Genomic DNA, 22,901 nt, shown 5'->3' on the forward strand with positions numbered 1-22,901 from the left:
CGCGCGCCCTCAGCCGGGCTCCCGCCCGATCTCCAGTGCCCGCGCATAGACCTGCCGGCGCGGCAGGCCGGTTGCCGCGGCGACCGCGGCGGCGGCGTCGCGCAGGCTCATCCCCGCGGCCAGCGCCTCGCCCAGGCGCCGGTCCAGCTCCGCCTCTCCGGTCCGCTCCTCCGGCGCCGGACCAACCACCACCACCACCTCGCCCCGCGCCTCGGCCGCGGCGTAGTGCGCGGCGAGCTCGGCTAGGCTGGCACGGCGCACCTCCTCGAAGCGCTTGGTCAGCTCCCGCGCCACCGCCGCCGGACGGTCGCCGCCGAGCGCCCCGGCCATCGCCGCCAGCGCCTCGCCCAGGCGGTGCGGGGATTCGTAGAAGACCAGGGTGGCGGAGAGGCCGGCCCGCTCGGCGGCGCGCAGCCGCGCGAGCTCCGCCGCCCGCGGCCCCGCCCGCGCCGGCAGGAAGCCCGCGAACAGGAAGGGGTGCGGCGGCAGGCCGGAGAGCGTCAGCGCCATCACCGCCGCGCTCGGTCCGGGGATGGCGCCGAGCGGCAGGCCGGCGGCGATCACCGCCCGCACCAGCCGGTAGCCGGGGTCGGAGACCAGGGGCGTCCCGGCATCGGAAGCGAGGGCGAGGCGCTGTCCGGCGCGCAGCCGCTCCAGCACGCGGGGGATCTGGTCATCCTCGTTGTGTTCGTGCAGGGGAAGCAGCGTCGCCGAAATGCCATGCCTTGCCAGCAGGGCGCCGGTTACCCTCGTATCCTCGCACAGCACCGCGTCGGCCCCGCGCAGGGCCGCGAGCGCGCGGGGAGAGAGGTCGCCGAGATTGCCGATCGGCGTCGCCACCAGCGTCAGGCCCGGCGAGGCCGCCGGGGAATCGGGAGGTTCGCTTGCCAGGTCCGTCATGCTCCATGCCGCCGCGCCGCTGGGCGGGGCTGCTGCTCGCCCTGCTCTTGCCCCTGGCGGCCTGCGCGCCGCAACCCCTGGGGCCGCGGGTCGTGCTGCCGGCACCGGGCTACGCCCCGCCGGTGGCCGTGCCCGCCCAGCCCGCCATCGCGCGCGAGCGCGTCGGGCTGCTGCTGCCGCTGAGCGGGGGCAACCGCGCCCTCGGCGAGGCCATGCTGAACGCGGCGCAGCTCGCCCTGTTCGACCAGCAGGACCCGCGCGTGGAGCTGCTGCCGCGCGACACCGGCGGCACCCCCGCCGGCGCGGCGGAGGCGGCGCGCGCCGCCCTCGGGGAGGGCGCCCGCGCCTTCGCCGGGCCGCTGACGCTCGGCGAGACCGCCGCCGCCGCCGGCCCCGCCCGCGGCGCCCGGGCGCCGCTGCTGGCCTTCACCAGCGATGCCTCCCAGGCCGCGCCGGGGGTTTGGGTGCTCGGCCTCACCCCGGCCGAGCAGGCGGAGCGCATGGCCGAGGCGGCAGCGGCGCGCGGGGCGCGGCGCTTCGGCCTCCTTGCCCCGGACGACGAGTTCGGCCGCCGCCTCGCCGCGGCGCTGCGCGCGCGCCTGTCCCTGGCCGGCCTGCCCGCGCCCGTCACCGTGCTGCACCCGCCGCGCGGTGACGCGGCGGCGGCGGCGCAGGAGCTGGCCGGGCTGGCCGGGCCGGAGGGGCTCGACGCCGTGCTGCTCGGCGAGGCGGGGGAGCGGGCGCGGGCCGCCGCCGCGGCGCTCGCCGCCGCGCTGCCGCGCCCGGCGCGGCTGCTCGGCACCGCGCTCTGGCTGCAGGACCGCACGCTGGCGCAGGAGCCGGCGCTCCACGGCGCCTGGTTCCCCGGCCCCGACCCGGCGGCGCGGCAGCGCTTCGAGGCGCGCTACCAGGGCGCCTTCGGCGAGCGGCCGCCGCGGCTCGCCGGCGTTGCCTACGACGCCACCGCGCTTGCCGCGCGCACGGTGCGCGACGGCTTCGGCCAGCCCCCGGTCGGGGAGGCGATGATGGGCGCTGACGGCCCGATCCGCCTGCTGCCGGACGGGCTGGCGCGGCGCGGCCTCGCCATTCTCGCCGTGGACCCCTCGGGCGAGCCGGCGCTGGTCGAGCCTGCGCCGGTGCCGCCCGTCGCCGGAAGCTGACGGAGGGGCGCATGACCGGGCCAGTGCTGCGCGCGGCGCTGCTGATCGGCGGCGTGCCGCTCGCCGCGCTCGGCATCCTGCTCGCGGCGGGGTGGGCGGCGCCGGGGCCGGGGCTCGCCGCGCTCGGCGCCATTGCGCTCGCGGCGCTGCTGCTGGCGCGGCTCTGGGTCGGCGGCCTGGCGCGGCTGGCAGAGGCGCTCCGCCGCGCCGCCGCGGAGGGGGGGCGGCTGGAGCCGCCCGCCGGGGCGCTGGCGCTGCTGCCGACGGTGCGGGAGGTCTCCGAGGCGGCCGGGCGCCTCGCCCGCGGGCTGGAGGAGCGGACGGCGCTGCTGGAGCGGCTGCGCCGCGCCGACGAGGCGATCCTGGAGAGCCTGCCGGACCCGCTGCTGGTGCTCTCGGAGGACCGTGCGCCCCTGCGCGCCAACGCCGCGGCGCGGGCGCTGTTCGGCACTGGTGCCGGGCTGCGCGGGGGCGAGGTGGAGGCGCTGCTGCGCCACCCCGTGCTCGCCGGCGCGGTGGACCGGGCGCTGGGCGAGGGGCGTCCGCAGGCGGTGGACCTGACCCTGCCGGTGCCGGTGACGCGCGACATCGCCGCGCAGGTGACGCCGATCGACCCCGCGCTGTCCGAGGGCGGGCGCCTCGTCATCGTGCTCTCCGACCGCACCCGGGCGCGGGCGGTGGAGCGGATGCGGGCCGATTTCGTCGCCAACGCCAGCCACGAGCTGCGCACCCCGCTCGCCAGCCTGATCGGCTTCATCGAGACGCTGCGCGGCCCGGCCGAGGACGACCCGGCGGCGCGGCGGCGCTTCCTCGCCATCATGGCCGAGCAGTCCGACCGCATGCGGCGGCTGATCGACGACCTGCTCGGCCTCTCGCGCATCGAGCTGACGGAGCACCAGCCGCCGACCGGGCGCGTGCCGCTCGCCGCCGTGGCGCGGGCCGAGGCGGAGGCGCTGGAGCCGCTGCTGCGCCGGCGCCGCGTCGCCCTCTCCCTCGACCTCGACGAGACGGTGGAGGCGGCGCCGGCGGATGCCGAGCAGGTCGCGCAGGTGGTGCGCAACCTGCTGGAGAACGCGGTGCGCCACGGGCGGGAGGGCGGGCAGGTGCGGCTTTCCGTGGCGCAGGCGGAGGGCGGCCCCCCGCGCCTGCCGGCGCGCCCGGGCGCGCTGCTCTCGGTAACGGATGACGGCCCCGGCATCCCGCGCGAGCACCTGCCGCGCCTGACCGAGCGCTTCTATCGCGTGGACAAGGGACGCTCGCGCAGCGCCGGCGGCACCGGGCTTGGCCTTGCGATCGTCAAGCACATCGTCAACCGCCACCGTGGCCAGCTCCTGATCGAGAGCGAGGAGGGGGTGGGCAGCAGCTTCCGCGTCTGGCTGCCGGCCGCGCCGGCGGGCGCAGGTTGCCCCGCGGCGCGGCAGCGACTACCTCCTTCCCGAGCGGCCCCGCACGGCGGGGCCTTCCCCGAACAGACGCAGAGCCGATGAGCGACCCAGCCGAGAACCCGCAGGGGCCCACGCCCGCGGAGGCGCCGAGCACGGCGGCGCAGGACGCCGCCCCGCCCGACGCGCCGCCGCAGGCCCCCGAGGAACGCATCGCCGCCCTCGAGACCGCACTCGCCGAGATGAAGGACCGCTGGCTGCGCGCCGAGGCCGAGTTGCAGAACCTGCGCAGCCGCAGCCAGCGCGAGGTGGCGGACGCGCGCAACTTCGCCATCCAGCGCTTCGCCCGCGACGTGGTGGAGGCGGCGGAGAACCTCCGCCGCGGCCTCGACGCCCTGCCCCCGGCGCAGCCCGAGGAGCCGGACCTCCTCCGCAAGCTGCGCGACGGCTTCGAGGGGGTGGAGCGGAGCTTCCTCGCCATGCTCGAACGCCACGGCATTCGCCGCCAGGACGCGGCGGGCCAGCCCTTCGACCCCGAACTGCACCAGGCGATGGCCGAGCAGCCGGCGCCCGCGGGGGTGGCGCCGGGCACGGTGCTGCAGGCCTGGACCCCGGCCTGGACGCTCAACGGGCGGCTGCTCAAGCCGGCCATGGTGGTGGTGGCCGGCCGCGCCGGGGACGAGGCGGCGCCGCAATAGGGCATTTTCCGTCCGCCCCGGAGCGGATCGCGGGGCGCGGCCGGAAGGTCAGCGCCGCTGCGGCTCGAAGCGCCAGGGTGCCGCGCCCTCCACCAGCGGGTCGAGCGAGAGCCGGTGCTCGAGCGGGGGGAAGGCGCGGCTGCGGCAGTCGGCGCGGTCGCACAGCCGGCAGGAGAGGCCGATGCCGACCATGGCTCCCTCGAGGTCGAGGCCGGTCGCGTAGATCACCTCCGGCGCGCGGGCGATGTCGCAGCCCATCGCCACCACATGCACCGGCGGCGGCTCCCCCCAGCGCGCCGGCGTGCCCTGCACGGTGCGCGCGAAGCAGAGGAAGGCGGCGCCGTCGGGGAGCTGCGCCACCTGCACCCGCATCTGCCCCGGCGTGGTGAAGGCCTGGTGCACCACCCATTTCGGGCAGCTTCCGCCGAAGCGGGCGAAGGGAAAGCCCGCCGCCGAGAAGCGCTTGTCCACATTGCCGGCCGGATCCGCGCGCAGGAAGAAGAAGGGCACGCCGCGCGCCCCTTCCCGCTGCAGGGTGCAGAGGCGGTGCGCCGCCTGTTCGAAGCTGACGCCGAAGCGCGCCGCCAGCGCCTCCACGTCGTGGCGCAGCTCCCGCGCCGCGGCGAGATAGGGCGCATAGGGCATCAGCAGCGCCGCGGCGGCGTAGTTGAGGAGGCCGATGCCGATGAGCTGCGCCGCCTCCGGGCTCGAGGGTTCGAACCCGGCCATGGCGGCGCGCACCGCCTCCCCCGCCTCCAGCAGCATGAGCTGGAAGGCGAGGTGGAAGCCGCGGCTCTCGCGCGGCAGCGTCTCGGCGAGGTCGAGGCGCCGCGCCTCCGGATCGTAGCGGCGCAGCGTCCCGGGCAGCGGCCCCACCGTCACCTTCAGCCCGTGGCGGCGGCGCAGCCGCTCCGCCACCGCGTGGTTCATCTCCGCCGGCGCGGCGCCGAGCTCGGCGCCGATCGCCTCGGCGGCGGCCTCGAGCGCCGGGAAGTGGTTGGCGCGGTCGTGGAAGAAGTCCCGCGCCTCCTCCGTCGGCAGCAGCACACGCCGCCCCGTGGGCAGCGCGATGCCGCCCGAATCCTCGCGCGCCACCCGCCAGGCGCGGTAGAGGGCGAGCACGGCGCGGGCGACGTTCGGCGCGCCGGCGGCGAGCTGCGCCACCTCCTGCTCCGGCACCTCCTCGAGGCCGAGCATGGGGTCGGAGAGCACCTCGCGCAGCCCGCTCTCCAGCGCCCGCTCGCGCTGCCCGGAGAGGGTGGCGATGTCCACCTCCAGCGCCTGGGTCAGCTTGATCAGCAGCGAGGCGGTGACGGCGCGCTGGTCGTGCTCGATCAGGTTCAGGTAGCTCGCGGAGATGCCAAGCCGCGTCGCCAGGGCCTGCTGCGCCAACCCCTTCTCCATGCGCAGGCGGCGGATGGTGCGGCCGATGAGCGGGCGGGACATCGCTTTACATCCTTTACTCTTTTCTGACGGGCGGCGTGAACGTCTTCACCGCTTTGCATTGCCCAAGCCAATGAAGCGGCTGAACTTCGGCGACGCAATGTGAATTATTGACGCAACCCGGACCCGATCAGGAGTTGCCCGATGCGTCCACTGCCCACCCCCTGCCGCGCCCCCGATGGCGCCCCCGGCCCCTCCGGACCCGCCCCGGATCCGCGCCGCTTCGAGGGCATCCGCCGCGACTACACGGAGGCGGAGGTGGCGAAGCTCGCCGGGTCCTTCCGGGTGAAGCACACCCTGGCGGAGATGGGCGCGCGGCGGCTGTGGCACCTGCTGAAGACCGAGCCCTACGTGAACACCCTCGGCGCGCTCACCGGCATGCAGGCGCTGCAGCAGGTGAAGGCGGGGCTGAAGGCGATCTACCTCTCCGGCTGGCAGGTGGCGGCGGACGCCAACACCGCCTGCACCATGTATCCCGACCAGTCGCTCTACCCGGTGGATTCCGTGCCGGCGGTGGTGCGGCGGATCAACAACGCGCTGCGCCGCGCCGACCAGATCGCGACGTTGGAGCGTCTGGAGGGCAAGGCCGACGACCAGACGCACTACATGGCGCCGATCGTCGCCGACGCCGAGGCCGGCTTCGGCGGCGCGCTCAACGCCTACGAGCTGATGCGCGCCATGATCGAGGCCGGCGCCGCGGGCGTGCATTTCGAGGACCAGCTCGCCTCCGAGAAGAAGTGCGGCCACCTCGGCGGCAAGGTGCTGGTGCCGATCAGCCAGCATATCCGCACCCTCAACGCCGCGCGCCTCGCCGCCGATGTCGAGGGCGTGCCGACCGTGCTGCTCTGCCGCACCGACGCGGAGAGCGCGCAGCTCCTGACCAGCGACGTGGACGAGCGCGACCGGCCCTTCATCACCGGCGAGCGCACGCCGGAAGGCTTCTTCCGCATCAGGCCGGGCGTCGGCAAGCAGTACGCCATCGCCCGCAGCCTGGCCTACGCCCCCTATGCCGACCTGCTGTGGTGGGAGACCTCGGACCCCGACCTCGACGACGCGCGCGACTTCGCGGAGGCGATCCAGCGCGAATTCCCCGGCAAGATGCTGGCCTACAACTGCTCGCCCTCCTTCAACTGGCAGCGCAAGATGGGCGTCGAGGCCGCGGAGAGGTTCCAGCGCGAGCTCGGCGCCATGGGCTACAAATTCCAGTTCGTGACGCTCGCCGGCTTCCACAGCCTGAACCTCTCCATGTTCAGGCTGGCGCGCGGCTACCGCGACCGCGGCATGGGCGCCTATTCCGAGCTGCAGCAGGCCGAGTTCGCCGCGGAGGCGGAGGGCTTCACCGCGGTGCGCCACCAGCGGGAGGTGGGCGTCTCCTACTTCGACGCCGTGGCCATGGCGGCCTCGGGCGGCCGCGCCAGCACCACGGCGATGGAGCACAGCACCGAGGCGGCGCAGTTCGTCGCGCCGGAGACGCGCGGGAGCCACGGCGCGAGGCAGCCGGCCCCGGCGAAGTGAGCGAGACGGGGCGGCGCCCGCCGCGCCGCCCCGGCACCACCAGGAACGGAGAGCACGCCATGTCCATCCAGCAGCACGATCATGACGACGGCCTGGTGCACGGCCATGCCTGGGCGATGGAGAAGCCGCGCCCCGCGCAGGGCGGCATGAACGGGCGCAGCATCGCCGAGGCGATGGGCACGCATCCGGAGGAGCCGACCACCTACGACGACGGCCTGGTGCACGCCCACAACTGGGCCTGCGGCGAACGCGGGCGGATGAGCGGGCGCTGAGCCGGCCAGGGCGGATCCCCGCCGCCTTGCCGGACGGGGCCCGCCCTGCGGCGTGGTCCGCCGCGGCGGATCACGCTTCCGCTCCGGCGATCCCGCCGGCGCGGATCGGGCGCTAGCCCCGCGCCAGCAGTGTCCGGGCGAGGCGGTCGAACTCCCCGACCGACAGCGTCTCCGCCCGGCGCTCGCCGGCGATGCCCGCGGCGGCGAGCAGCGCCTCCGCGTCGCCGAGCGGGCGCAGCGCGCCGCGCAGCATCTTGCGCCGCTGGCCGAACGCCGCCGCGGTCAGCCGCTCCATGGCACCGAACAGCGCCTCGCCCGGATCCTCCGGGTGCGGCGTCAGCCCCACCACCGCCGACCACACCCTGGGCGGCGGGCTGAAGGCGCCGGGGGGCAGGCGCAGCAGCAGCGCGCAGCGGCAGCGCCACTGCGCCAGCACCGAGAGCCGGCCATAGGCCGCGGTGCCGGGCGCGGCGCAGATCCGCTCCGCCACCTCCTGCTGGAACATCAGCGTCATGCCCTCGATGGCGGCGGCACGGCGCAGCCAGCCGACCAGCAGCGGCGTGGCGACGTTGTAGGGCAGGTTGGCGACGATGCGCCGCGGCGCCGGCAGGGCGGCCACGGGGTCGAGCGCCAGCGCATCCCCCTCCACCACCCTGAGCCGGCCGGGATACGCCGCCTGCAGCCCGGCGAGCGCCGCCACGGCGCGGCGGTCGAGCTCCACCGCCAGCACCTCCGCCGCCGGACCCGCCAGCAGCGCGCGCGTCAGCCCGCCGGGGCCGGGCCCCACCTCCAGCACGTGCCGCCCCGCGAGGTCGCCGGCCAGCGCGGCGATGCGCCGGCACAGCGCCTCGTCCAGGAGGAAGTGCTGGCCGAGCGACTTCCGCGCATCCAGCCCGTGCCGCGCGACGACCTCGCGCAGCGGGGGCAGGGTCGGCTCAGACACGCATCTCGATCTGCGCGCGCCGGCGCAGGTCGCGCTGGAGCTGGCGCGACAGGTTCTCCACCCGGTCGCGCAGGAGCTGCGCCCGCGCCTGCTCCGGCGTCAGCTCGGCGAGGTTCCGCTGCTCGCGCGAGCAGACCATCATGACGATGACCCCGTCCGGCGTGATGATGGGCTGCGAGGCGCGGCCGGGCGTGAGCCCCGCGAGCAGCGCCCGCAGCGGCTGCGGGGTGACGTTCTCGAGCCGGATCACGCCGGGATCGGCCGGCCGGTCCGTGCCGCGCGACGCCTGCTCGATCGCCTCGCAGCTCCGCGCCGACTGGGACAGGCGCTGGGCGCGCTCCACCTGCTCATGCTGCTGGCGCGTCGGGTTCTCGGGGTCGAGCGGGGTGCTGAAGGGGAACCAGGCCTGGCGCACCGAGAGCAGCGTGGCGATGTCCCGCCCCGATTCCCGCCTCTGGCGCAGGGTCACGATCTGGTAGCCCCCGGGCACGCGGATCGGGTTGCTGATGGCGCCGGGCGGCATGCGCCGGACCACGTCCGCCACCGGCTCGTCCAGGTCCTCCGCGCGCACCCAGCCGAGGTCGCCGCCCTGCAGCGCGGTCTGCGCCTGGCTGAACTGCGTGGCCGCCACCGGGAAGGGGGTGCCGCGGCGGAGCTGGCCGATCACCTCCTGGACGAAGCGCTGCGCCTCCTCCTCGTTGCGGGGGTCGTCCACGGGGATGAAGATCTCGGAGACGAGGTATTCGGGCTCGCCCATCCGGGCCTGGGCGCGCCGGATCACCTCCTGCACCTCCTGCTCGGAGGGGTTCGCCTGCGGGCCGAGCTGCAGGCGGAGCAGCCTGGCCCAGCCGATCTGGGTGCGGATCTGGTCGTAGAGCACGCGCGGCTGCACGCCGAGGGCCTGAAGCTGGGCGCGCAGCCCGCCGGGGGGCAGGTTGTTGCGCTGCTCGAGCTCCCTGACCGCCTCGGCCACGTCGTTGTCGGTGACCGGGATGCGGCGGCGCTGCACCTCCTGCATCCGCAGCCGCTCGTCGATGACGAGGCGCACGACCTGGGGGGTGAGCCGCTCCAGCGTCTCCGGCGCCACCGGCATCCCGGCGTTCAGCGCGAACAGCCTGGCGCGGCCGACCACGTCCCCCTGGGTGACGACCTCGCCGTTCACCACGGCGACGATCCGGTTCACCACCGGCGCCTCCGCGACCCCGGGCGCGGTCCGGGCATGCGCCGGCGGGGCGGCGGACGGGGCGGGGCCGAGCAGCAGGCCGGCCAGCAGCAGGGCGGCGGGCCGGGCGCCGGGAAGCGGGCGGAGCATGGGCCGATGCTTAGCGGCCGGACGCCGGCCAAGCTAGTGTCTCCCGCCCTTGACGGGCCCGGCGCGGGGGAACAGCGTGGCCGCGGGGGCGGGGCGCGGCACCCGCCCGGAACGAAGGCGGGAGGGAAGGTCCATGAAGTTCGGCGTGTTCTACGAGCTGCAGCTTCCAAGGCCCTGGGGCCCGACCAGCGAGCGCGACCTCTACCACCGCGCGCTCGACCAGCTCGAGCTCGCCGACCGGCTCGGCTACGACTACGCCTGGCAGGTGGAGCACCACTTCCTGGAGGAATACTCCCACTCCCCGGCGCCGGAGGTGTTCCTCGGCGCCGCCAGCCAGCGGACGCGGCGCATCCGCCTCGGCCACGGCATCATCCAGCTCACCACCAACCATCCGGCCCGCGTCGCCGAGCGCGTCGCCTGCCTCGACCTGCTGAGCGACGGGCGCGTGGAATTCGGCATCGGCGAGGGGGCGAGCATCACCGAGCTCGCCCCCTTCGGCCGCACGATGGAGGAGAAGCGCGCGGTGTGGGAAGACGCGGTGCGCTGCATCCTGCCGATGATGCGCGAGGAGGGCTGGGAGTACGAGGGCCCCCACTTCCGCTTCCCGCTGCGCAACGTGCTGCCCAAGCCGCTGCAGCGCCCGCACCCGCCGCTCTGGGTCGCCTGCTCGCAGCTCGAGACGATCGAGATGGCGGGGCGGCGCGGCATGGGCGCGCTCGGCTTCCAGTTCCTCAGCGCCGACGCGGCCCATGCCTGGGTCCACGCCTACTACAACAGCTTCGTCAAGCGGCAGGAGAAGCTCACCGAGTACGAGGCGAACCCGAACATCGCCGTGGTCAGCTACTTCATGTGCGCCGAGACCGACGAGGAGGCGCGCCGCCGCGCCGACGGGGTGACGTTCTTCCAGTTCGCGCTGCGCTACTACAACGCCGCCAAGGGGCGGGAGCGGGCGAGGCCCGGCACGGTCAGCCTGTGGGAGGAGTACGAGGCCTGGAAGCGCGCCAACCCGGAGGCGGTGCGGCGCGCCCTCTCCGGCGGGCTGATCGGCTCGCCGGAGACGCTCAGGCGCAAGCTGCGCAAATTCGAAGCCTCGCACATCGACCAGGTCATCCTGCTCAACCAGGCCGGCAACAACACCCACGAGCACATCTGCGAAAGCCTGGAGCTGTTCGCGCGCGAGGTGATGCCGGAGTTCCACGCCCGCGAGCCGGAGCACCAGGCATGGAAGCGCGGAGTGCTGGCGCGCGAGATCGAGCTCGAGGAGATCGACACCGCCCCGTTCCGCGAGCGCTTCGGGCCGAACGCCGTGCAGGTGGCGCGGCCCGCGGCGGCGGAGTAGGCGGCCATGGCCCCGCTGCCCGCCGCCCGCCCGGAGGAGGTCGGCCTCTCCGCCGCGCGGCTCGACCGGCTCGGCGCCGTGCTGCGCGAGCGCATCGCCGCCGGCCACCTGCCCGGCGCGGTGGCGCTGGTGGCGCGCGACGGGCGCATCGCCTGGCACGAGGCCTTCGGCCGGCGCGACCCGGCGGCGGCGGACCCGATGACGACCGATGCGGTGTTCCGCATCTACTCCATGACCAAGCCGATCGTCTCCGTCGGCGTGATGATGCTGGTGGAGGAGGGCAGGCTGCTGCTCGGCGACCCGGTGGGGAGGCACCTGCCGGAACTCGCCGCGCCGATGGTGGCGGTGGAGGGCGGCGGGCTCGAGAAGGCGGCGCGGCCGATCACCGTGCAGGACCTGCTGCGCCACACCTCCGGCCTCACCTACGAGTTCCGCGGCACCGGCGCCGTGCACCGGGCCTACATGGACGCCAAGGTGTACCGCCGCGGCCAGACCAACGCCGAGCAGGTGGCGATGCTCGGCCGCCTGCCGCTGCTGCACCACCCCGGCACGCGCTGGGAGTACGGCCGCTCCACCGACGTGCTGGGGCGGCTGATCGAGGTGGTCTCCGGCCGCACGCTCGGCGCCTTCCTGGCCGAGCGCATCCTCGCCCCGCTCGGCATGGCGGATACCGGCTTCTTCGTGCCGGAGCGCGACCACCACCGCCTCGCCGGCGCCTTCGACCGGGACCCCGAGACCGGCGCCGCGGTCAGCCTGATCGAGGTGCGGGAGAGGCCAAGCTTCGAATCCGGCGGCGGCGGCATGGTCTCGACCGCCGCGGACTACATCCGCTTCCTGCAGATGCTGCTGGAGGGCGGGCGGCTCGGCGGGGTGCGGCTGCTCGGCCGCAAGACGGTGGAGCTGATGACCGCCGACCATCTCGGCCCCATCCCCGGCGCGCCGGACCTGCTGCCGCCTGGCCACGGCTTCGGCCTCGGCTTCGCGGTGCGGCGGGAGCGCGGCATGGCGCCGCTGCCCGGCTCCGTCGGTCTCTACTACTGGGGCGGCATGGCGGGCACGAGCTTCTGGGTGGACCCGGCGGAGCGGCTGGCCGCCGTGCTGATGATCCAGGCGCCGGGGCAGCGCGAGCACTACCGCGCCCTGTTCCGGACCCTGGTCTACGCCGCGATCGAGGGCTGACGCGATGCGCTGGAGGATCGGCAGGGTCACCGTCACCCGCGTGGTGGAGATGGAGGCGACGGGCGGCAGCCGCTTCCTGCTGCCGCAGGCCACACCCGAGGCGGTGCGGGAGATCGGCTGGCTCGCGCCGCATTTCGCCGACGAGACCGGGCGGCTGCGCCTCAGCATCCACGCCCTGGTGGTGGAGACGCCGGAGCGGCGCATCCTGGTGGACACCTGCCTCGGCAACGACAAGCAGGGCCGGCGCATCCCGCACTGGAACGGCCGGCAGGGCAGCTTCCTCCGCGACCTCGCCGAGGCGGGCTACCCGGCGGAGAGCGTGGACACCGTGCTCTGCACCCACCTCCATGTGGACCATGTCGGCTGGAACACCATGCTCGTGGACGGGCGCTGGCGCCCCACCTTCCCGCGCGCCCGCTACCTGTTCGGCCGCGCGGAGTTCGAGCACTGGTCGCGCCAGACCGAGCGGGAGGAGCAGCGCGCGGTGTTCGAGGATTCGGTGCGGCCGGTGCTGGAGGCCGGGCTGGTCGAGCTGGTGGAGCCCGACCATCCGCTCTGCGAGGAGGTGCGCCTGGTGCCGAGCTTCGGCCACACGCCAGGGCACGTCTCGGTCCGCATCGCCTCGGAGGGGGAGGAGGCGTTCATCACCGGCGACATCGCCCACCACCCCTGCCAGCTCGCCCGGCCGCACTGGAACTCGACGGCCGACATGGACCCGCCGGCGGCGGAGGCGACGCGACGGCGCCTCTTCGGCGAGCTCGCGGGGCGGCCGGTGCTGGTGATCGGCACGCATTTCGCGGCGCCGACTGCCGGGCGCGTGGTGCGGGACGGCGACGCCTTCCGGCTGCTGGTCTGCTGGTAGGGCGGATCGCGGAGGGCTCGGCCCGCCCGAACCGGCGAGGACGCCGCGGCGGATCAGGGCGCGCAGCCCGTCCGGTCCAGCCGCTGCCGCGCGAGGGAGAGGGAGAAGCGCGCCCGGTCGAGCGTGGCGCGCAGCCGCGCGAGCTCCACCTCGCTGCCCGCCTGCTCGGCGAGGAGCGCGGCCTCCGCCGCCTCCTCCGCCGCGCGGGCGCAGCCGCAGCCGGCGAGGATTCCGGCCCCGGCCCGCAACCGCTCTCCCGCCTCCGCCGCCAGCGCCCGGCCGGCGGAGAGCGAGGGCAGCTCCGGCGCGCCGCGCAGCGCCCGCTCCGCCGCGGCGAGCGCCGCCAGCCCCTCGCCGAAGCCGCAGCCGCCACGCTGCGCCGCAGCCGGCCAGGCGAGCAGCAGGAGCAGCGCGGCGGCGGCGCGGCCCGCCCTCATGCGGCGCGCCAGCCGCAGGCGGCGAGCGCCGCCTGCATGTGCGGCGGCACCGGCGCCTCGGCGGCCACCGGCGGGTCGAGCGGCAGGCGGATGGCGCGCGCCAGCAGGTGGAGCGGCCCCGCCCCGCCGCCATAGCGCGCATCGCCGAGGATCGGGCAGCCGAGATGCGCGCAATGGGCGCGGAGCTGATGGGTGCGGCCGGTGCGCGGCCTGAGCTCCAGCCAGGCGATGCCGGGGCCGGTGCCGAGCAGGCGCCAGGCGGTCTGCGCCGGCCGGCCCGCCGGGTCCGCCACCATCCGCCAGCCCTCGCGCGCGGTGCTGCGCTTGGCGAGCGGCGCCGCGACCTCGCCCTCCGGCGCCGGCGGGGCGCCGCGCACCACCGCCCAGTAGGTCTTGTCCACCGCGCCCGCGGCGAACAGGGCGCCGAGCGCGGCGAGCGCCGGCCGCGTGCGGCCCAGCGCCAGGCAGCCGGCGGTGTCGGCGTCCAGCCGGTGGGCGGGCTGCGGGTCCCGCCGTGCGCCGAGGCGGAGATGCGGCAGCCACCCCTCCAGGGAGGGGCCGCCGCGCGGCCCGCGATGCACGGGCAGGCCGGCGGGCTTGTCGAGGATCAGCACCGCGGCGTCGCGGTGCAGCAGGCGGTCGGCGAGGTCCGGGGGCGGCGCCGCGGGCGCGGCCGCAGGGCCCCGCCGCGCGGCACCCCGGCGGGTCAGACCCGGCCGTGGCAGTGCTTGTACTTCCGCCCGCTGCCGCAGGGGCATGGCGCGTTGCGCGGCGTGCGGTGCCAGGTGGAGGGGTCGGCGGGGTCCGCCCCGTCGGCGGCCCGCCGTGGCGGCGGCGCCGGGGCGTAGCCGGGGCCGCCGGCCTCGGCCATCTCCATCTCGGCCATCGCCGGGTCGGGGTGGCGCATGTCCATCACCCGCACCGGCTCCGGGCTCGGCAGCGGCGCGTCGGGGCGCAGCTCGATGCGCATCAGCAGCGAGGTGACGCGCTCGCGCAGCTCGGCCAGCATGTTGTTGAAGAGGGCGAAGGCCTCGGACTTGTACTCGTTCAGCGGGTCGCGCTGGCCGTAGGCGCGCAGGCCGATGCCCTGGCGCAGGTGGTCGAGGGCCAGCAGATGCTCCTTCCACACCTGGTCGAAGACCTGCAGCAGCAGGGACTTCTCGACCATGCGCATCAGGTCCGGGCCGATGTTGGCCACCTTGGCGGCGTAGTGGCGCTCCGCCGCCTCCTCGATGCGCTCGCGCACCTGGGTCTCGTCGATGCCCTCCTCGCGGCCCCAGTCCTGCACCGGCAGGTCGAGGCCGAGCTGCTCGCGCACCCGCCGCTCCAGCCCCTCGAGGTCCCACTGCTCGGGGTAGGCGTTCTCGGGGATGGCGCGGTCCACCATGTCGCCGATGCTCTCGCGGCGCATCTGGGCGACGGTCTCGGAGACGTCGTCGGCGTTCATGAACGCCCGGCGCTGCGAATACACCTCGCGGCGCTGGTCGTTCATCACGTCGTCGTACTTGAGCAGGTTCTTGCGGGTGTCGAAGTTGCGCGCCTCGACCTTCTTCTGCGCCTTCTCCAGCGCCTTGTTGATCCAGGGATGGACGATCGCCTCGCCGGGCTTGAGGCCGAGCTTCTCCAGCATCCCGCCCATGCGGTCGGAGCCGAAGATGCGCATCAGGTCGTCTTCCAGCGAAAGGAAGAAGCGGCTGGCGCCCGGGTCGCCCTGGCGGCCGGAACGGCCGCGGAGCTGGTTGTCGATGCGCCGGCTCTCGTGCCGCTCGGTGCCGATGACGAAGAGGCCGCCGGCCTCCTTCACCCTGGCCCGCGCCGCCTCCACCTCGGCCCGGTGGCGGGCGAGCGCCGCCTCGAACTCCGGCCCCTCCGCCTGCCCGGTCTCCTGGCGCGCCAGCATCTCGGCGTTGCCGCCGAGCTGGATGTCGGTGCCGCGCCCGGCCATGTTGGTGGCGATGGTGATGGCGCCCGGGCGGCCGGCCTGGGCGATGATGCCGGCCTCCTGCTCGTGGTAGCGGGCGTTCAGCACGTTGTGCGGGATGTTCTTCTTCTTCAGGAGGCCGGAGATCAGCTCCGACTTCTCGATCGAGGTGGTGCCGACCAGGCAGGGCTGGCCGCGGCCGCGCGCCTCCTCGATCAGCCGGATCACCGCCTCGTACTTCTCGGCGGCGGTGCGGTAGACCTCGTCGTCCTCGTCCTTGCGCGCCACCGGCACGTTGGTCGGGATCTCGACGACCTCGAGCTTGTAGATCTCGGCGAACTCGTCCGCCTCGGTCGCCGCCGTGCCGGTCATGCCGGCGAGCTTGGGGTAGAGGCGGAAGTAGTTCTGGAAGGTGATGGAGGCCAGCGTCTGGTTCTCGGGCTGGACGGTGACGTGCTCCTTCGCCTCCAGCGCCTGGTGCAGCCCGTCGGAGTAGCGGCGGCCCTCCATCATGCGGCCGGTGAACTCGTCGATGATCACCACCTTGTCGTTGCGCACGATGTAGTCCACGTCGCGCGTGAACAGGGTGTGGGCGCGCACCGACTGGTTGACGTGGTGCACCAGCGTCACGTTGGTGGGGTCGTAGAGGCTGCCCTCCTCGAGCAGCCCGGCCTCGCGCAGCGCCTGCTCCACCGCCTCCGAGCCCTGCTCGGTGAGGGCGACGGTGCGGAACTTCTCGTCCTTCTCGTAGGTGGCCTTGTCCTTCACCACCTCCCGCACCACCGCGTCCACGCGGCGGTAGAGGTCGGAGCTGTCCTCGGCCGGGCCGCTGATGATCAGCGGCGTGCGCGCCTCGTCGATCAGGATCGAGTCCACCTCGTCCACGATCGCGTAGTTGAAGTCCCGCTGCACCATCTCGTCCAGCCGGTACTTCATGTTGTCGCGCAGGTAGTCGAAGCCGAACTCGTTGTTGGTGCCGTAGGTGACGTCGGCGGCGTAGGCGGCGCGGCGCTCCTCGTCCGTCAGGCCGTGCACGATGACGCCGACCGAGAGGCCGAGGAAGTTGTAGACGCGCCCCATCCACTCGGCGTCGCGCCTCGCCAGGTAGTCGTTCACCGTGACGACGTGCACGCCCTTGCCGGCGAGGGCGTTGAGGTAGACCGGCAGGGTGGCGACGAGCGTCTTGCCCTCGCCGGTCTTCATCTCGGCGATCTTGCCCTCGTGCAGCACCATGCCGCCGATGAGCTGCACGTCGAAGTGGCGGAGGCCGAGCACGCGCTTCGAGGCCTCGCGCACCGTGGCGAAGGCCTCGGGCAGCAGCTCGTCGAGGCTCGCCCCCTGGGCGAGGCGGGCGCGGAACTCTCCGGTCTTGCCGCGCAGCGCCTCGTCCGACAGGGCGGCCATCGCGGGTTCGAGCGCGTTGATCTGCGGCACGCGCGCGCGCAGGCGCTTCAGCGCGCGTTCGTTCGAGGTGCCGAAGATGGCGCGGGCGAGGCTTGCGAACATGCGGGGCGCGGGTCTCCGGACGGGCCATGGGCCCGGCCAATGGGGCCTTGCCGCGCCCGGTGCCGTGGTGGGGCACCGGCGGCGCCGGCAGGGGATTCGGCTGGCCGAAATTCGGCCCTTCAAGTAGGCGGGGCCAGGGGCCACGTCAACGCTCGCGCGGCCCGGCGCGGGCGCATCCTTGTGGACCTCTCGCGCTTCCGTCATGTTCCCCCGCCCCCCGGAGCCCCCGATGCGCCCCTTCGCCCTGCTTCTCGCCGCCAGCCTGCTGCTGCCGCTCGCGGCTGCGGCCGAGGGGCGCGCCCCGGCCGCCGCCGACCCCGCCGCCGAGGACCCCGTGCTCGCCCGCGTGGACGGGGCGCCGCTGCGCGCCTCGGAGGTGGTCGGCGCGGCCGCGGACGTGCTGCCGGCCGAGCTGCGCGCCGTGCCGCCCGGCCTGCTGATGCGGATGCTGCCGCCCGAGGTGGGAAGCCAGCTCGTCGAGCGGGCGATCGTCGAGCGGGTGCTGGTCAATGCCGCCCGCGCCCGCGGCCTGCACGAGGAGGAGGAGGTCCGCCGCCGCATCCGCCGCGCCGAGGAGCAGGAGCTGCAGCAGGCGCTGCTGACCCGCGAGGTCTCGGCGCGGGTGACCGAGGAGGCGCTGCGCGCCCGCTACGCGCGCGACATGGCCGGCCGCCGGGGCGAGGAGGAGGTCCAGGCCCGCCACATCCTGGTGCCGACCGAGACCGAGGCCCGCGAGGTGCTGGCCGAGGTGCAGCGCCCGGGCGCCGACTTCGCCGAGGTGGCGCGGCGCCGCTCCACCGGCCCGGGCGCGCAGCAGGGCGGCGACCTCGGCTTCTTCAAGCGCGAGGACATGGTGCCGGAATTCGCCGAGGCTGCCTTTGCCCTGCGGCCGGGCCAGATCTCGCCGGCCCCGGTCCGTTCCCCCTTCGGCTGGCACGTCATCAAGGTGGAGACGCGCCGCGCCGCGCCCGTGCCGCCCTTCGAGGAGGTGCGCGACACGCTGCGCCGGCAGATGATGGAGGAGGAGGTGGAGGCGGTGGTGCGGCAGCTGCGCGAGGCCGCTGCCATCGAGCGGCTTGACCAGCCCGCCGCCCCTTCCCTGCTCGACCGCGCCGCGCCGCCCGCTGCCGAGCCGCCGCCGGCCGGCCGCGCCCCCGCCCCGCCCCAGAGACGCTGAGAAGAGACGCCGAGAGCTCGCCCATGGCCGGCAAGGACCACCCGATCTCCCCCCTCGCCCTGCCGCTTCCGGCGCTGCCCCCCGTGCCGGGCGTGCGCCTTGGCACGGCGCGGGCGGAGATCCGCTACAAGGCGCGCGAGGACGTGACGATGATGGTGTTCCCCGAGGGGACCGCCGTCGCCGGGGTGTTCACCAAGAACCGCTGCCCGGGCGCGCCGGTGGACTGGTGCCGTGCCGCGCTGCGGGGCGGCAAGGCCCGTGCCCTGGTGGTCACCGCCGGCAATTCGAACGTCTTCACCGGCCGCGCCGGGCGCGAGGCCTGCACGGCGACCGCCGGGGCGATGGCGGAACTCGCCGGCTGCCTTCCGGAGGAGGTGTTCCTCGCCTCCACCGGCGTGATCGGCGAGCGGCTGCCGACGGAGAAGCTGCTCGCCGCCCTGCCGCCGCTGTTCGGCGCGCTGCGCGAGGACGGGTGGGAGGCGGCGGCGCGCGCCATCATGACCACCGACACCTTCCCCAAGGGCGCGACGCGGCGCGCCCGGATCGGCGAGGCGGAGGTGACGGTCACGGGCATCGCCAAGGGCAGCGGCATGATCGCCCCCGACATGGCGACCATGCTCTGCTTCCTGGCCACCGACGCCCGGGTGCCGGCGGCGGCGCTGCAGGCGATCCTCAGGAAGGGCGTGGACCGCAGCTTCAACTGCATCACCGTGGATTCCGACACCTCCACCTCCGACACGGTGCTGCTCTTCGCCACCGGCGAGGCGCGCCACCCGCGCGTGCCGGCGGAAGGAGGCCCCCTGCTGCGCGACTTCGCGCGCGCGGTGGAGGAGGTGCTGATGGACCTCGCGCTGATGGTGGTGCGCGACGGCGAGGGGGCGCAGAAGCTGATCCGCATCGAGGTGACCGGCGCGGTCAGCGCGCGCTCGGCGCACCGCATCGCCATGGCGATCGCCAATTCGCCGCTGGTCAAGACCGCCATCGCCGGCGAGGACGCCAATTGGGGCCGCATCGTCATGGCGGTGGGCAAGGCCGGCGAGCCGGCGGACCGCGACCGCCTCTCCGTCGCCGTGGGCGGCGTGTGGATGGCGCGCGAGGGCGGCGTGGTGCCCGACTACGACGAGACCCCGGTGGTCGCGCACATGAAGGGGCGCGAGGTGGAGATCACCGTGGACATCGGCCTCGGCCGTGGCAGGGCCACGGTGTGGACCTGCGACCTGACGCACGGCTACATCGACATCAACGGCTCCTACCGGTCCTGACGGCCGCTCCCCGAAGCGCGCCCCGTTCGGCCGGCCCGCGGCCGGCGCTCCGGATTCCTGACGGGTGGGGATCGCCACCCGCCAGGAAGTCGGCCGGACGCACCCTGCCGGAGCCGCTGCCGCCCGGCCATGCCGCGGCAACGGCCCCGTTCCCCTGCCTGCGGCGTGATCCGCCCCGACGGATCAGGCTTCCGGCCGCCCCCGGCCGTCCGCGACCGATTCCGGCCCGAGTTCCGCGCGCAGCCGCCGCGCCGCGGCGACCAGGTTCGCCATGGCCGGCCGCACCTCCTCCCAGCCGCGCGTCTTGAGGCCGCAATCGGGGTTCGCCCACAGCCGCCCGGCCGGCAGGCGTCCGGCGGCGCGGCGCAGCAGCGCGGCCATCTCCTCGGCCGAGGGCACGCGCGGCGAGTGGATGTCCCACACGCCGGGACCGATCGCGTTCGGATAGTCGAAATCCTGGAAGGCCCGCAGCAGCTCCATGTCCGACCGCGCGGTCTCGATCGAGATCACGTCGGCGTCCATGGCCGCGATGTGCTCGATGATGTCGTTGAACTCCGAGTAGCACATGTGGGTGTGGATCTGCGTCTCGTCGCGCACGCCGGCGGCGGCGAGGCGGAAGCAGGCCACCGCCCAGCGCAGATAGTCCGGCCGCTCCGCCCGGCGCAGCGGCAGGCCCTCGCGGAAGGCCGGCTCGTCGATCTGGATGGCGGGGATGCCCGCCGCCTCCAGCTCCTGCACCTCGTCGCGGATGGCGAGCGCGATCTGCCGGCAGATCGTCTCGCGCGGGATGTCGGTGCGCGCGAAGGACCACTGCAGCATGGTGACGGGGCCCGTCAGCATGCCCTTCATCGGTCGCTGCGTCAGCGACTGGGCGTAGGAGGACCAGCGCACCGTCATCGGCGCGGGGCGCGACACGTCGGCCCAGATGATGGGCGGGGCGACGCAGCGGCTGCCGTAGCTCTGCACCCAGCCGTGCCTGGTGAAGGCGAAGCCGGCGAGCCGCTCGGCGAAATACTTCACCATGTCGTTGCGCTCGAACTCGCCATGGACCAGCATGTCCACGCCGATCTCCTCCTGCCAGCGCACCGCCTCGGCGGTGAGGCGCCGGATCTCGGCCTCGTAGCCGGCCTCGTCGAGCTCGCCCCTGGCGAGCCGGGCGCGCAGCGCCCGGACCTCGGCGGTCTGCGGAAAGGAGCCGATGCTGGTGACGGGCAGGGGCGGCAGCCGGAGGCGCGCCGCCTGGCGCTCCGCCCGCGCCGGATAGGGGCTGCGCCGGCGCTCCATCTCGGGCGTGACGGCGGCCAGGCGGGCCGCGACCGCCGGATCGTGCAGGCGCGCATCCGCCCGCGCCTCCGCGAGCACGGCGTCGCTCTCCGCGAGCGCGGCGGCGATCGCCTCCTCGCCCTCATCGGCGGCGCGGGCGAGCAGCGCCACCTCCCTCAGCTTCTCGTCGGCGAAGGCAAGGCGCCGCCTGAGAGTGGGGTCGAGGCCGTCCTCCGGCGCCAGGCTGTGCGGCACGTGCAGCAGCGAGCAGGAGGGAGCGACCATCAGCCGCCGCGCGAAGCCCGCCCCGGCCGCCTGCCGCAGAAGCGCCAGCGCCCGGCGCAGGTCGGCGCGCCAGACGTTCCGCCCGTCCACGAGGCCGAGCGACAGCCAGCGATCCCTCGGCAGCGCGTCGAGGACGGGGCCGAGCTGCTCCGGCGCGCGCGCCAGGTCGAGGTGCAGACCCGCCACCGGCAGCGCGCAGGCGAGGGCGAGAGCGTCGCCGAGGCCTCCGAAATAGGTGGCGAGCATCACGCCGAGCCCCGGCGCGGCCTCGGCGAGGGCGCGGTAGGCCCGCGCATAGGCATCCGCCGCGCCGGCCGGCAGGTCGGTCACCAGGCAGGGCTCGTCCATCTGCACCCAGGCCACGCCATCCTCGGCGAGGGCGCGCAGCGCCTCGGCGTAGGCGGGCAGCAGCGCCGGCAGCAGCTCCAGCGGATGGCCGCCATCCTCCCGCTTGGAGAGCAGCAGGAAGGAGACGGGGCCGAGCAGCACCGGGCGGGTGCGCGCGCCCTGCCCCGCCCCCTCGCGGAAGGCCGCGGCCCAGCGGTTCTCGAGCAGGCGGAAGCGCATGCGCGCCGAAAGCCGCGGCACGAGGTAGTGGTAGTTGGTGTCGAACCACTTGGTCATCTCGAGCGCCACGGCGCCGCGCGGGATGCCCGCGGCGCGCTCGGCCTCGGAGCCGCGGGCGCCGCGGGCGAGGGCGAAGAGGGTGGCGAGGGAGGCGGGGCCTTCCCCGCTCCAGCCATAGCCTTCGGGGATGGCGGCGAGGGCGCAGGCCGTCTCCAGCACATGGTCGTAGAGGGCGAAGTCGCCCGAGGGCACGTGGCTGATCCCGAGGCCCTGCTGCCGCGCGCGGGCGCCGGCGCGGATGCCGGCGGCGGCAGCGTGCAGCTCGGCCTCGGTGATCCTGCCGGCCCAGAAGGCCTCGAGCGCGGTCTTGAGTTCCCGCCGCGGCCCGATGCGCGGGTAGCCGAGATTGGCGGCGATGGTCATCGCATGCGTCTCCAGCGACCGGTGCACCCAGCCCGGCCGGATGGGGTGGCGCGCTCCCGCCGGGGCGGGCTGCACGGTGCTGGCAGGTCTCCTGGCTTGCGGGTACCGGGCCGAGAGGCCCAAACGCGGCCGGCCCCGCCTTCCCGCGCCTCGCGCGCAGTGGCGCCCCCGGAGGGGGGTGGGCCGGCGGCTTCCCGCCGACAGTTGCTGGGGCAGCGGCCGACTGGGCGCGGTGGCGCCGAACGGCCTTCCCTCTTCGCCCGCTCGCGCGGGACCAGCACTCTATAAAGATATCTTTAATCGCGCATGGCGCTCAAGCACCAATGCGCAAGGGAAATCAGCCGGGGCGGCCGTGCTCGCGGGCCCGGATCCAGGCCTCGATCTCCTCGCCGGTGAGCCGCCAGCTGTTGTCGAGCTCGGCCACCACCTCGCGCATGAAGGGTTCGGTCAGCGCCAGGGCCCGCTCCGGCGCGCCGAGATGGTCGCAGAGGAGCGCCAGGGCGAGCTGCCTTGGGCCGTCGCCCTCATAGGTCCATTCGAATCCGGCCCGCGAGAACAGCCGCACATCGTGGCGCGGATCGAGCGGCCTGCCGTCCACCGTCACCTGCGCCCCGGCCAGGCCGCGCCCGCCCTCGTACACCTTCATGACGCTTTCCTCCTGCCCCCCTCCTCGTCAGGGGGCTTCCCCATGCCGCCGGCTTCGGCTACCTACGCCATGGACGGACCCGTAGCTCAGCTGGATAGAGCGTTGCCCTCCGAAGGCAAAGGTCGTGCGTTCGAATCGCGCCGGGTCCGCCAATCTTTTCAAGCGCATAGCAAGCCCGCCGCCGAAACCTGAAACAGCCTAGGTAGCAGGTAGGTAGCGACGGGCGCAGCCCGCCACCAGTCAGGCGCCCGCCTCGGCCGCCGCGTCCTCCGCCATCCGCGCGTCACCACACGCCGCCCCTCGGCGGACCCCCAGCACCCGGCGGCGGCGCCGCTGCTGGCAACCGGCGGCGCTGGCAACCTGGAAACCCGGCCTGACGCTAGACCTCTATTGCCCTGACTGTGCATAG

Annotated in this window: 19 protein-coding genes, 1 tRNA gene and 1 riboswitch; of the genes, 11 read left to right on the top strand and 9 right to left on the bottom strand. The window is 75.0% G+C overall.

Annotated features, from left to right (window positions below; genetic code table 11):
* Positions 1-9: 9 nt before the first annotated feature.
* Positions 10-900, bottom strand: coding sequence for a 16S rRNA (cytidine(1402)-2'-O)-methyltransferase (gene rsmI, locus ET526_RS15870; RefSeq protein WP_135468789.1), 891 nt, complete (start codon positions 898-900; stop codon positions 10-12).
* Here rsmI and ET526_RS15875 point away from each other — a divergent pair.
* Genes ET526_RS15875 through ET526_RS15885 form a run of 3 tightly spaced genes read left to right on the top strand, consistent with a single transcriptional unit; the run spans position 885 to position 4,140 of the window.
* Complete coding sequence (locus ET526_RS15875; RefSeq protein WP_135468791.1) at positions 885-2,060, top strand: penicillin-binding protein activator; 1,176 nt, start codon at positions 885-887, stop codon at positions 2,058-2,060. The two genes, rsmI and ET526_RS15875, sit on opposite strands and share 16 nt — an antisense overlap.
* Before the next feature lie 11 nt (positions 2,061-2,071).
* Entirely contained in the window at positions 2,072-3,547 is a 1,476-nt protein-coding gene (locus ET526_RS15880; RefSeq protein ID WP_135468794.1) for an ATP-binding protein, read from the top strand.
* The gene (locus ET526_RS15885) at positions 3,544-4,140 is read left to right on the top strand and encodes a nucleotide exchange factor GrpE (protein WP_135468796.1); all 597 of its coding nucleotides are present in this window, start codon (positions 3,544-3,546) and stop codon (positions 4,138-4,140) included. The genes ET526_RS15880 and ET526_RS15885 overlap by 4 nt, the downstream gene beginning before the upstream one ends.
* A gap of 48 nt (positions 4,141-4,188) precedes the next feature.
* Here the strand turns inward: ET526_RS15885 and ET526_RS15890 are convergent, their stop codons facing one another.
* Positions 4,189-5,586, bottom strand: a complete 1,398-nt coding sequence (locus ET526_RS15890) for a helix-turn-helix domain-containing protein (RefSeq protein ID WP_135468798.1) — start codon at positions 5,584-5,586, stop codon at positions 4,189-4,191.
* A gap of 141 nt (positions 5,587-5,727) precedes the next feature.
* Here ET526_RS15890 and aceA point away from each other — a divergent pair, with 141 nt between their 5' ends.
* Entirely contained in the window at positions 5,728-7,098 is a 1,371-nt protein-coding gene (aceA, locus tag ET526_RS15895) for an isocitrate lyase (protein ID WP_135468800.1), read from the top strand.
* A 59-nt stretch (positions 7,099-7,157) separates the two neighbouring features.
* Positions 7,158-7,370, top strand: a complete 213-nt coding sequence (locus tag ET526_RS15900; protein ID WP_135468802.1) for a hypothetical protein — start codon at positions 7,158-7,160, stop codon at positions 7,368-7,370.
* Positions 7,371-7,482: 112 nt separating this feature from the next.
* Here the strand turns inward: ET526_RS15900 and rsmA are convergent, their stop codons facing one another.
* Positions 7,483-8,313, bottom strand: coding sequence for a 16S rRNA (adenine(1518)-N(6)/adenine(1519)-N(6))-dimethyltransferase RsmA (gene rsmA, locus ET526_RS15905; RefSeq protein ID WP_192898704.1), 831 nt, complete (start codon positions 8,311-8,313; stop codon positions 7,483-7,485).
* Positions 8,306-9,625 (bottom strand): peptidylprolyl isomerase, encoded by a 1,320-nt coding sequence (locus ET526_RS15910; protein WP_135468805.1) that lies wholly within the window; start codon positions 9,623-9,625, stop codon positions 8,306-8,308. The genes rsmA and ET526_RS15910 overlap by 8 nt, the downstream gene beginning before the upstream one ends.
* A 133-nt stretch (positions 9,626-9,758) precedes the next feature.
* On the opposite strand from ET526_RS15910, the gene ET526_RS15915 reads away from it, so the two are divergent.
* From ET526_RS15915 to ET526_RS15925, 3 genes are read left to right on the top strand one after another with little or no spacing between them, the layout of a single operon-like run.
* The gene (locus tag ET526_RS15915; RefSeq protein WP_135468807.1) at positions 9,759-10,964 is read left to right on the top strand and encodes an LLM class flavin-dependent oxidoreductase; all 1,206 of its coding nucleotides are present in this window, start codon (positions 9,759-9,761) and stop codon (positions 10,962-10,964) included.
* A 6-nt stretch (positions 10,965-10,970) separates the two neighbouring features.
* Positions 10,971-12,143, top strand: a complete 1,173-nt coding sequence (locus ET526_RS15920; RefSeq protein WP_135468809.1) for a serine hydrolase domain-containing protein — start codon at positions 10,971-10,973, stop codon at positions 12,141-12,143.
* A gap of 4 nt (positions 12,144-12,147) precedes the next feature.
* Positions 12,148-13,005 (top strand): MBL fold metallo-hydrolase, encoded by an 858-nt coding sequence (locus ET526_RS15925; protein WP_135468811.1) that lies wholly within the window; start codon positions 12,148-12,150, stop codon positions 13,003-13,005.
* Positions 13,006-13,058: 53 nt separating this feature from the next.
* On the opposite strand, the gene ET526_RS15930 is transcribed toward ET526_RS15925, so the two are convergent.
* Genes ET526_RS15930 through secA form a run of 3 tightly spaced genes read right to left on the bottom strand, consistent with a single transcriptional unit; the run spans position 13,059 to position 16,869 of the window.
* On the bottom strand, positions 13,059-13,442 hold the full coding sequence (locus ET526_RS15930; RefSeq protein WP_135468814.1) for a hypothetical protein: 384 nt from the start codon (positions 13,440-13,442) through the stop codon (positions 13,059-13,061).
* On the bottom strand, positions 13,439-14,200 hold the full coding sequence (locus tag ET526_RS15935) for an RluA family pseudouridine synthase (protein WP_135468816.1): 762 nt from the start codon (positions 14,198-14,200) through the stop codon (positions 13,439-13,441). Before ET526_RS15935 ends, ET526_RS15930 begins: the two co-directional genes overlap by 4 nt.
* Positions 14,149-16,869 carry a preprotein translocase subunit SecA gene (gene secA / locus ET526_RS15940; protein ID WP_135468818.1) on the bottom strand — a complete coding sequence of 907 codons (2,721 nt, stop codon included), beginning with the start codon at positions 16,867-16,869 and terminating at the stop codon, positions 14,149-14,151. The genes ET526_RS15935 and secA overlap by 52 nt, the downstream gene beginning before the upstream one ends.
* A gap of 229 nt (positions 16,870-17,098) precedes the next feature.
* Here secA and ET526_RS15945 point away from each other — a divergent pair, with 229 nt between their 5' ends.
* The gene (locus tag ET526_RS15945) at positions 17,099-18,046 is read left to right on the top strand and encodes a peptidylprolyl isomerase (protein WP_135468820.1); all 948 of its coding nucleotides are present in this window, start codon (positions 17,099-17,101) and stop codon (positions 18,044-18,046) included.
* A gap of 23 nt (positions 18,047-18,069) precedes the next feature.
* Positions 18,070-19,308, top strand: a complete 1,239-nt coding sequence (gene argJ / locus ET526_RS15950) for a bifunctional glutamate N-acetyltransferase/amino-acid acetyltransferase ArgJ (RefSeq protein WP_135468822.1) — start codon at positions 18,070-18,072, stop codon at positions 19,306-19,308.
* Between the two features lie 183 nt (positions 19,309-19,491).
* On the opposite strand, the gene metE is transcribed toward argJ, so the two are convergent.
* Positions 19,492-21,846 (bottom strand): 5-methyltetrahydropteroyltriglutamate--homocysteine S-methyltransferase, encoded by a 2,355-nt coding sequence (gene metE / locus ET526_RS15955; protein WP_135468829.1) that lies wholly within the window; start codon positions 21,844-21,846, stop codon positions 19,492-19,494.
* Positions 21,847-21,910: 64 nt separating this feature from the next.
* Positions 21,911-22,140, bottom strand: a riboswitch (cobalamin riboswitch).
* 43 nt (positions 22,141-22,183) lie between these two features.
* A complete protein-coding gene (locus ET526_RS15960) occupies positions 22,184-22,492 on the bottom strand; it encodes a DUF6166 domain-containing protein (protein WP_135468824.1) in 309 nt (102 codons plus the stop codon).
* A 75-nt stretch (positions 22,493-22,567) separates the two neighbouring features.
* Here ET526_RS15960 and ET526_RS15965 point away from each other — a divergent pair.
* Positions 22,568-22,644: transfer RNA gene (locus tag ET526_RS15965), tRNA-Arg, on the top strand.
* Positions 22,645-22,901: the final 257 nt, after the last annotated feature.

Origin of the sequence: Crenalkalicoccus roseus, assembly GCF_004761865.1 — a bacterium.
Lineage (GTDB): Bacteria > Pseudomonadota > Alphaproteobacteria > Acetobacterales > Acetobacteraceae > Crenalkalicoccus > Crenalkalicoccus roseus.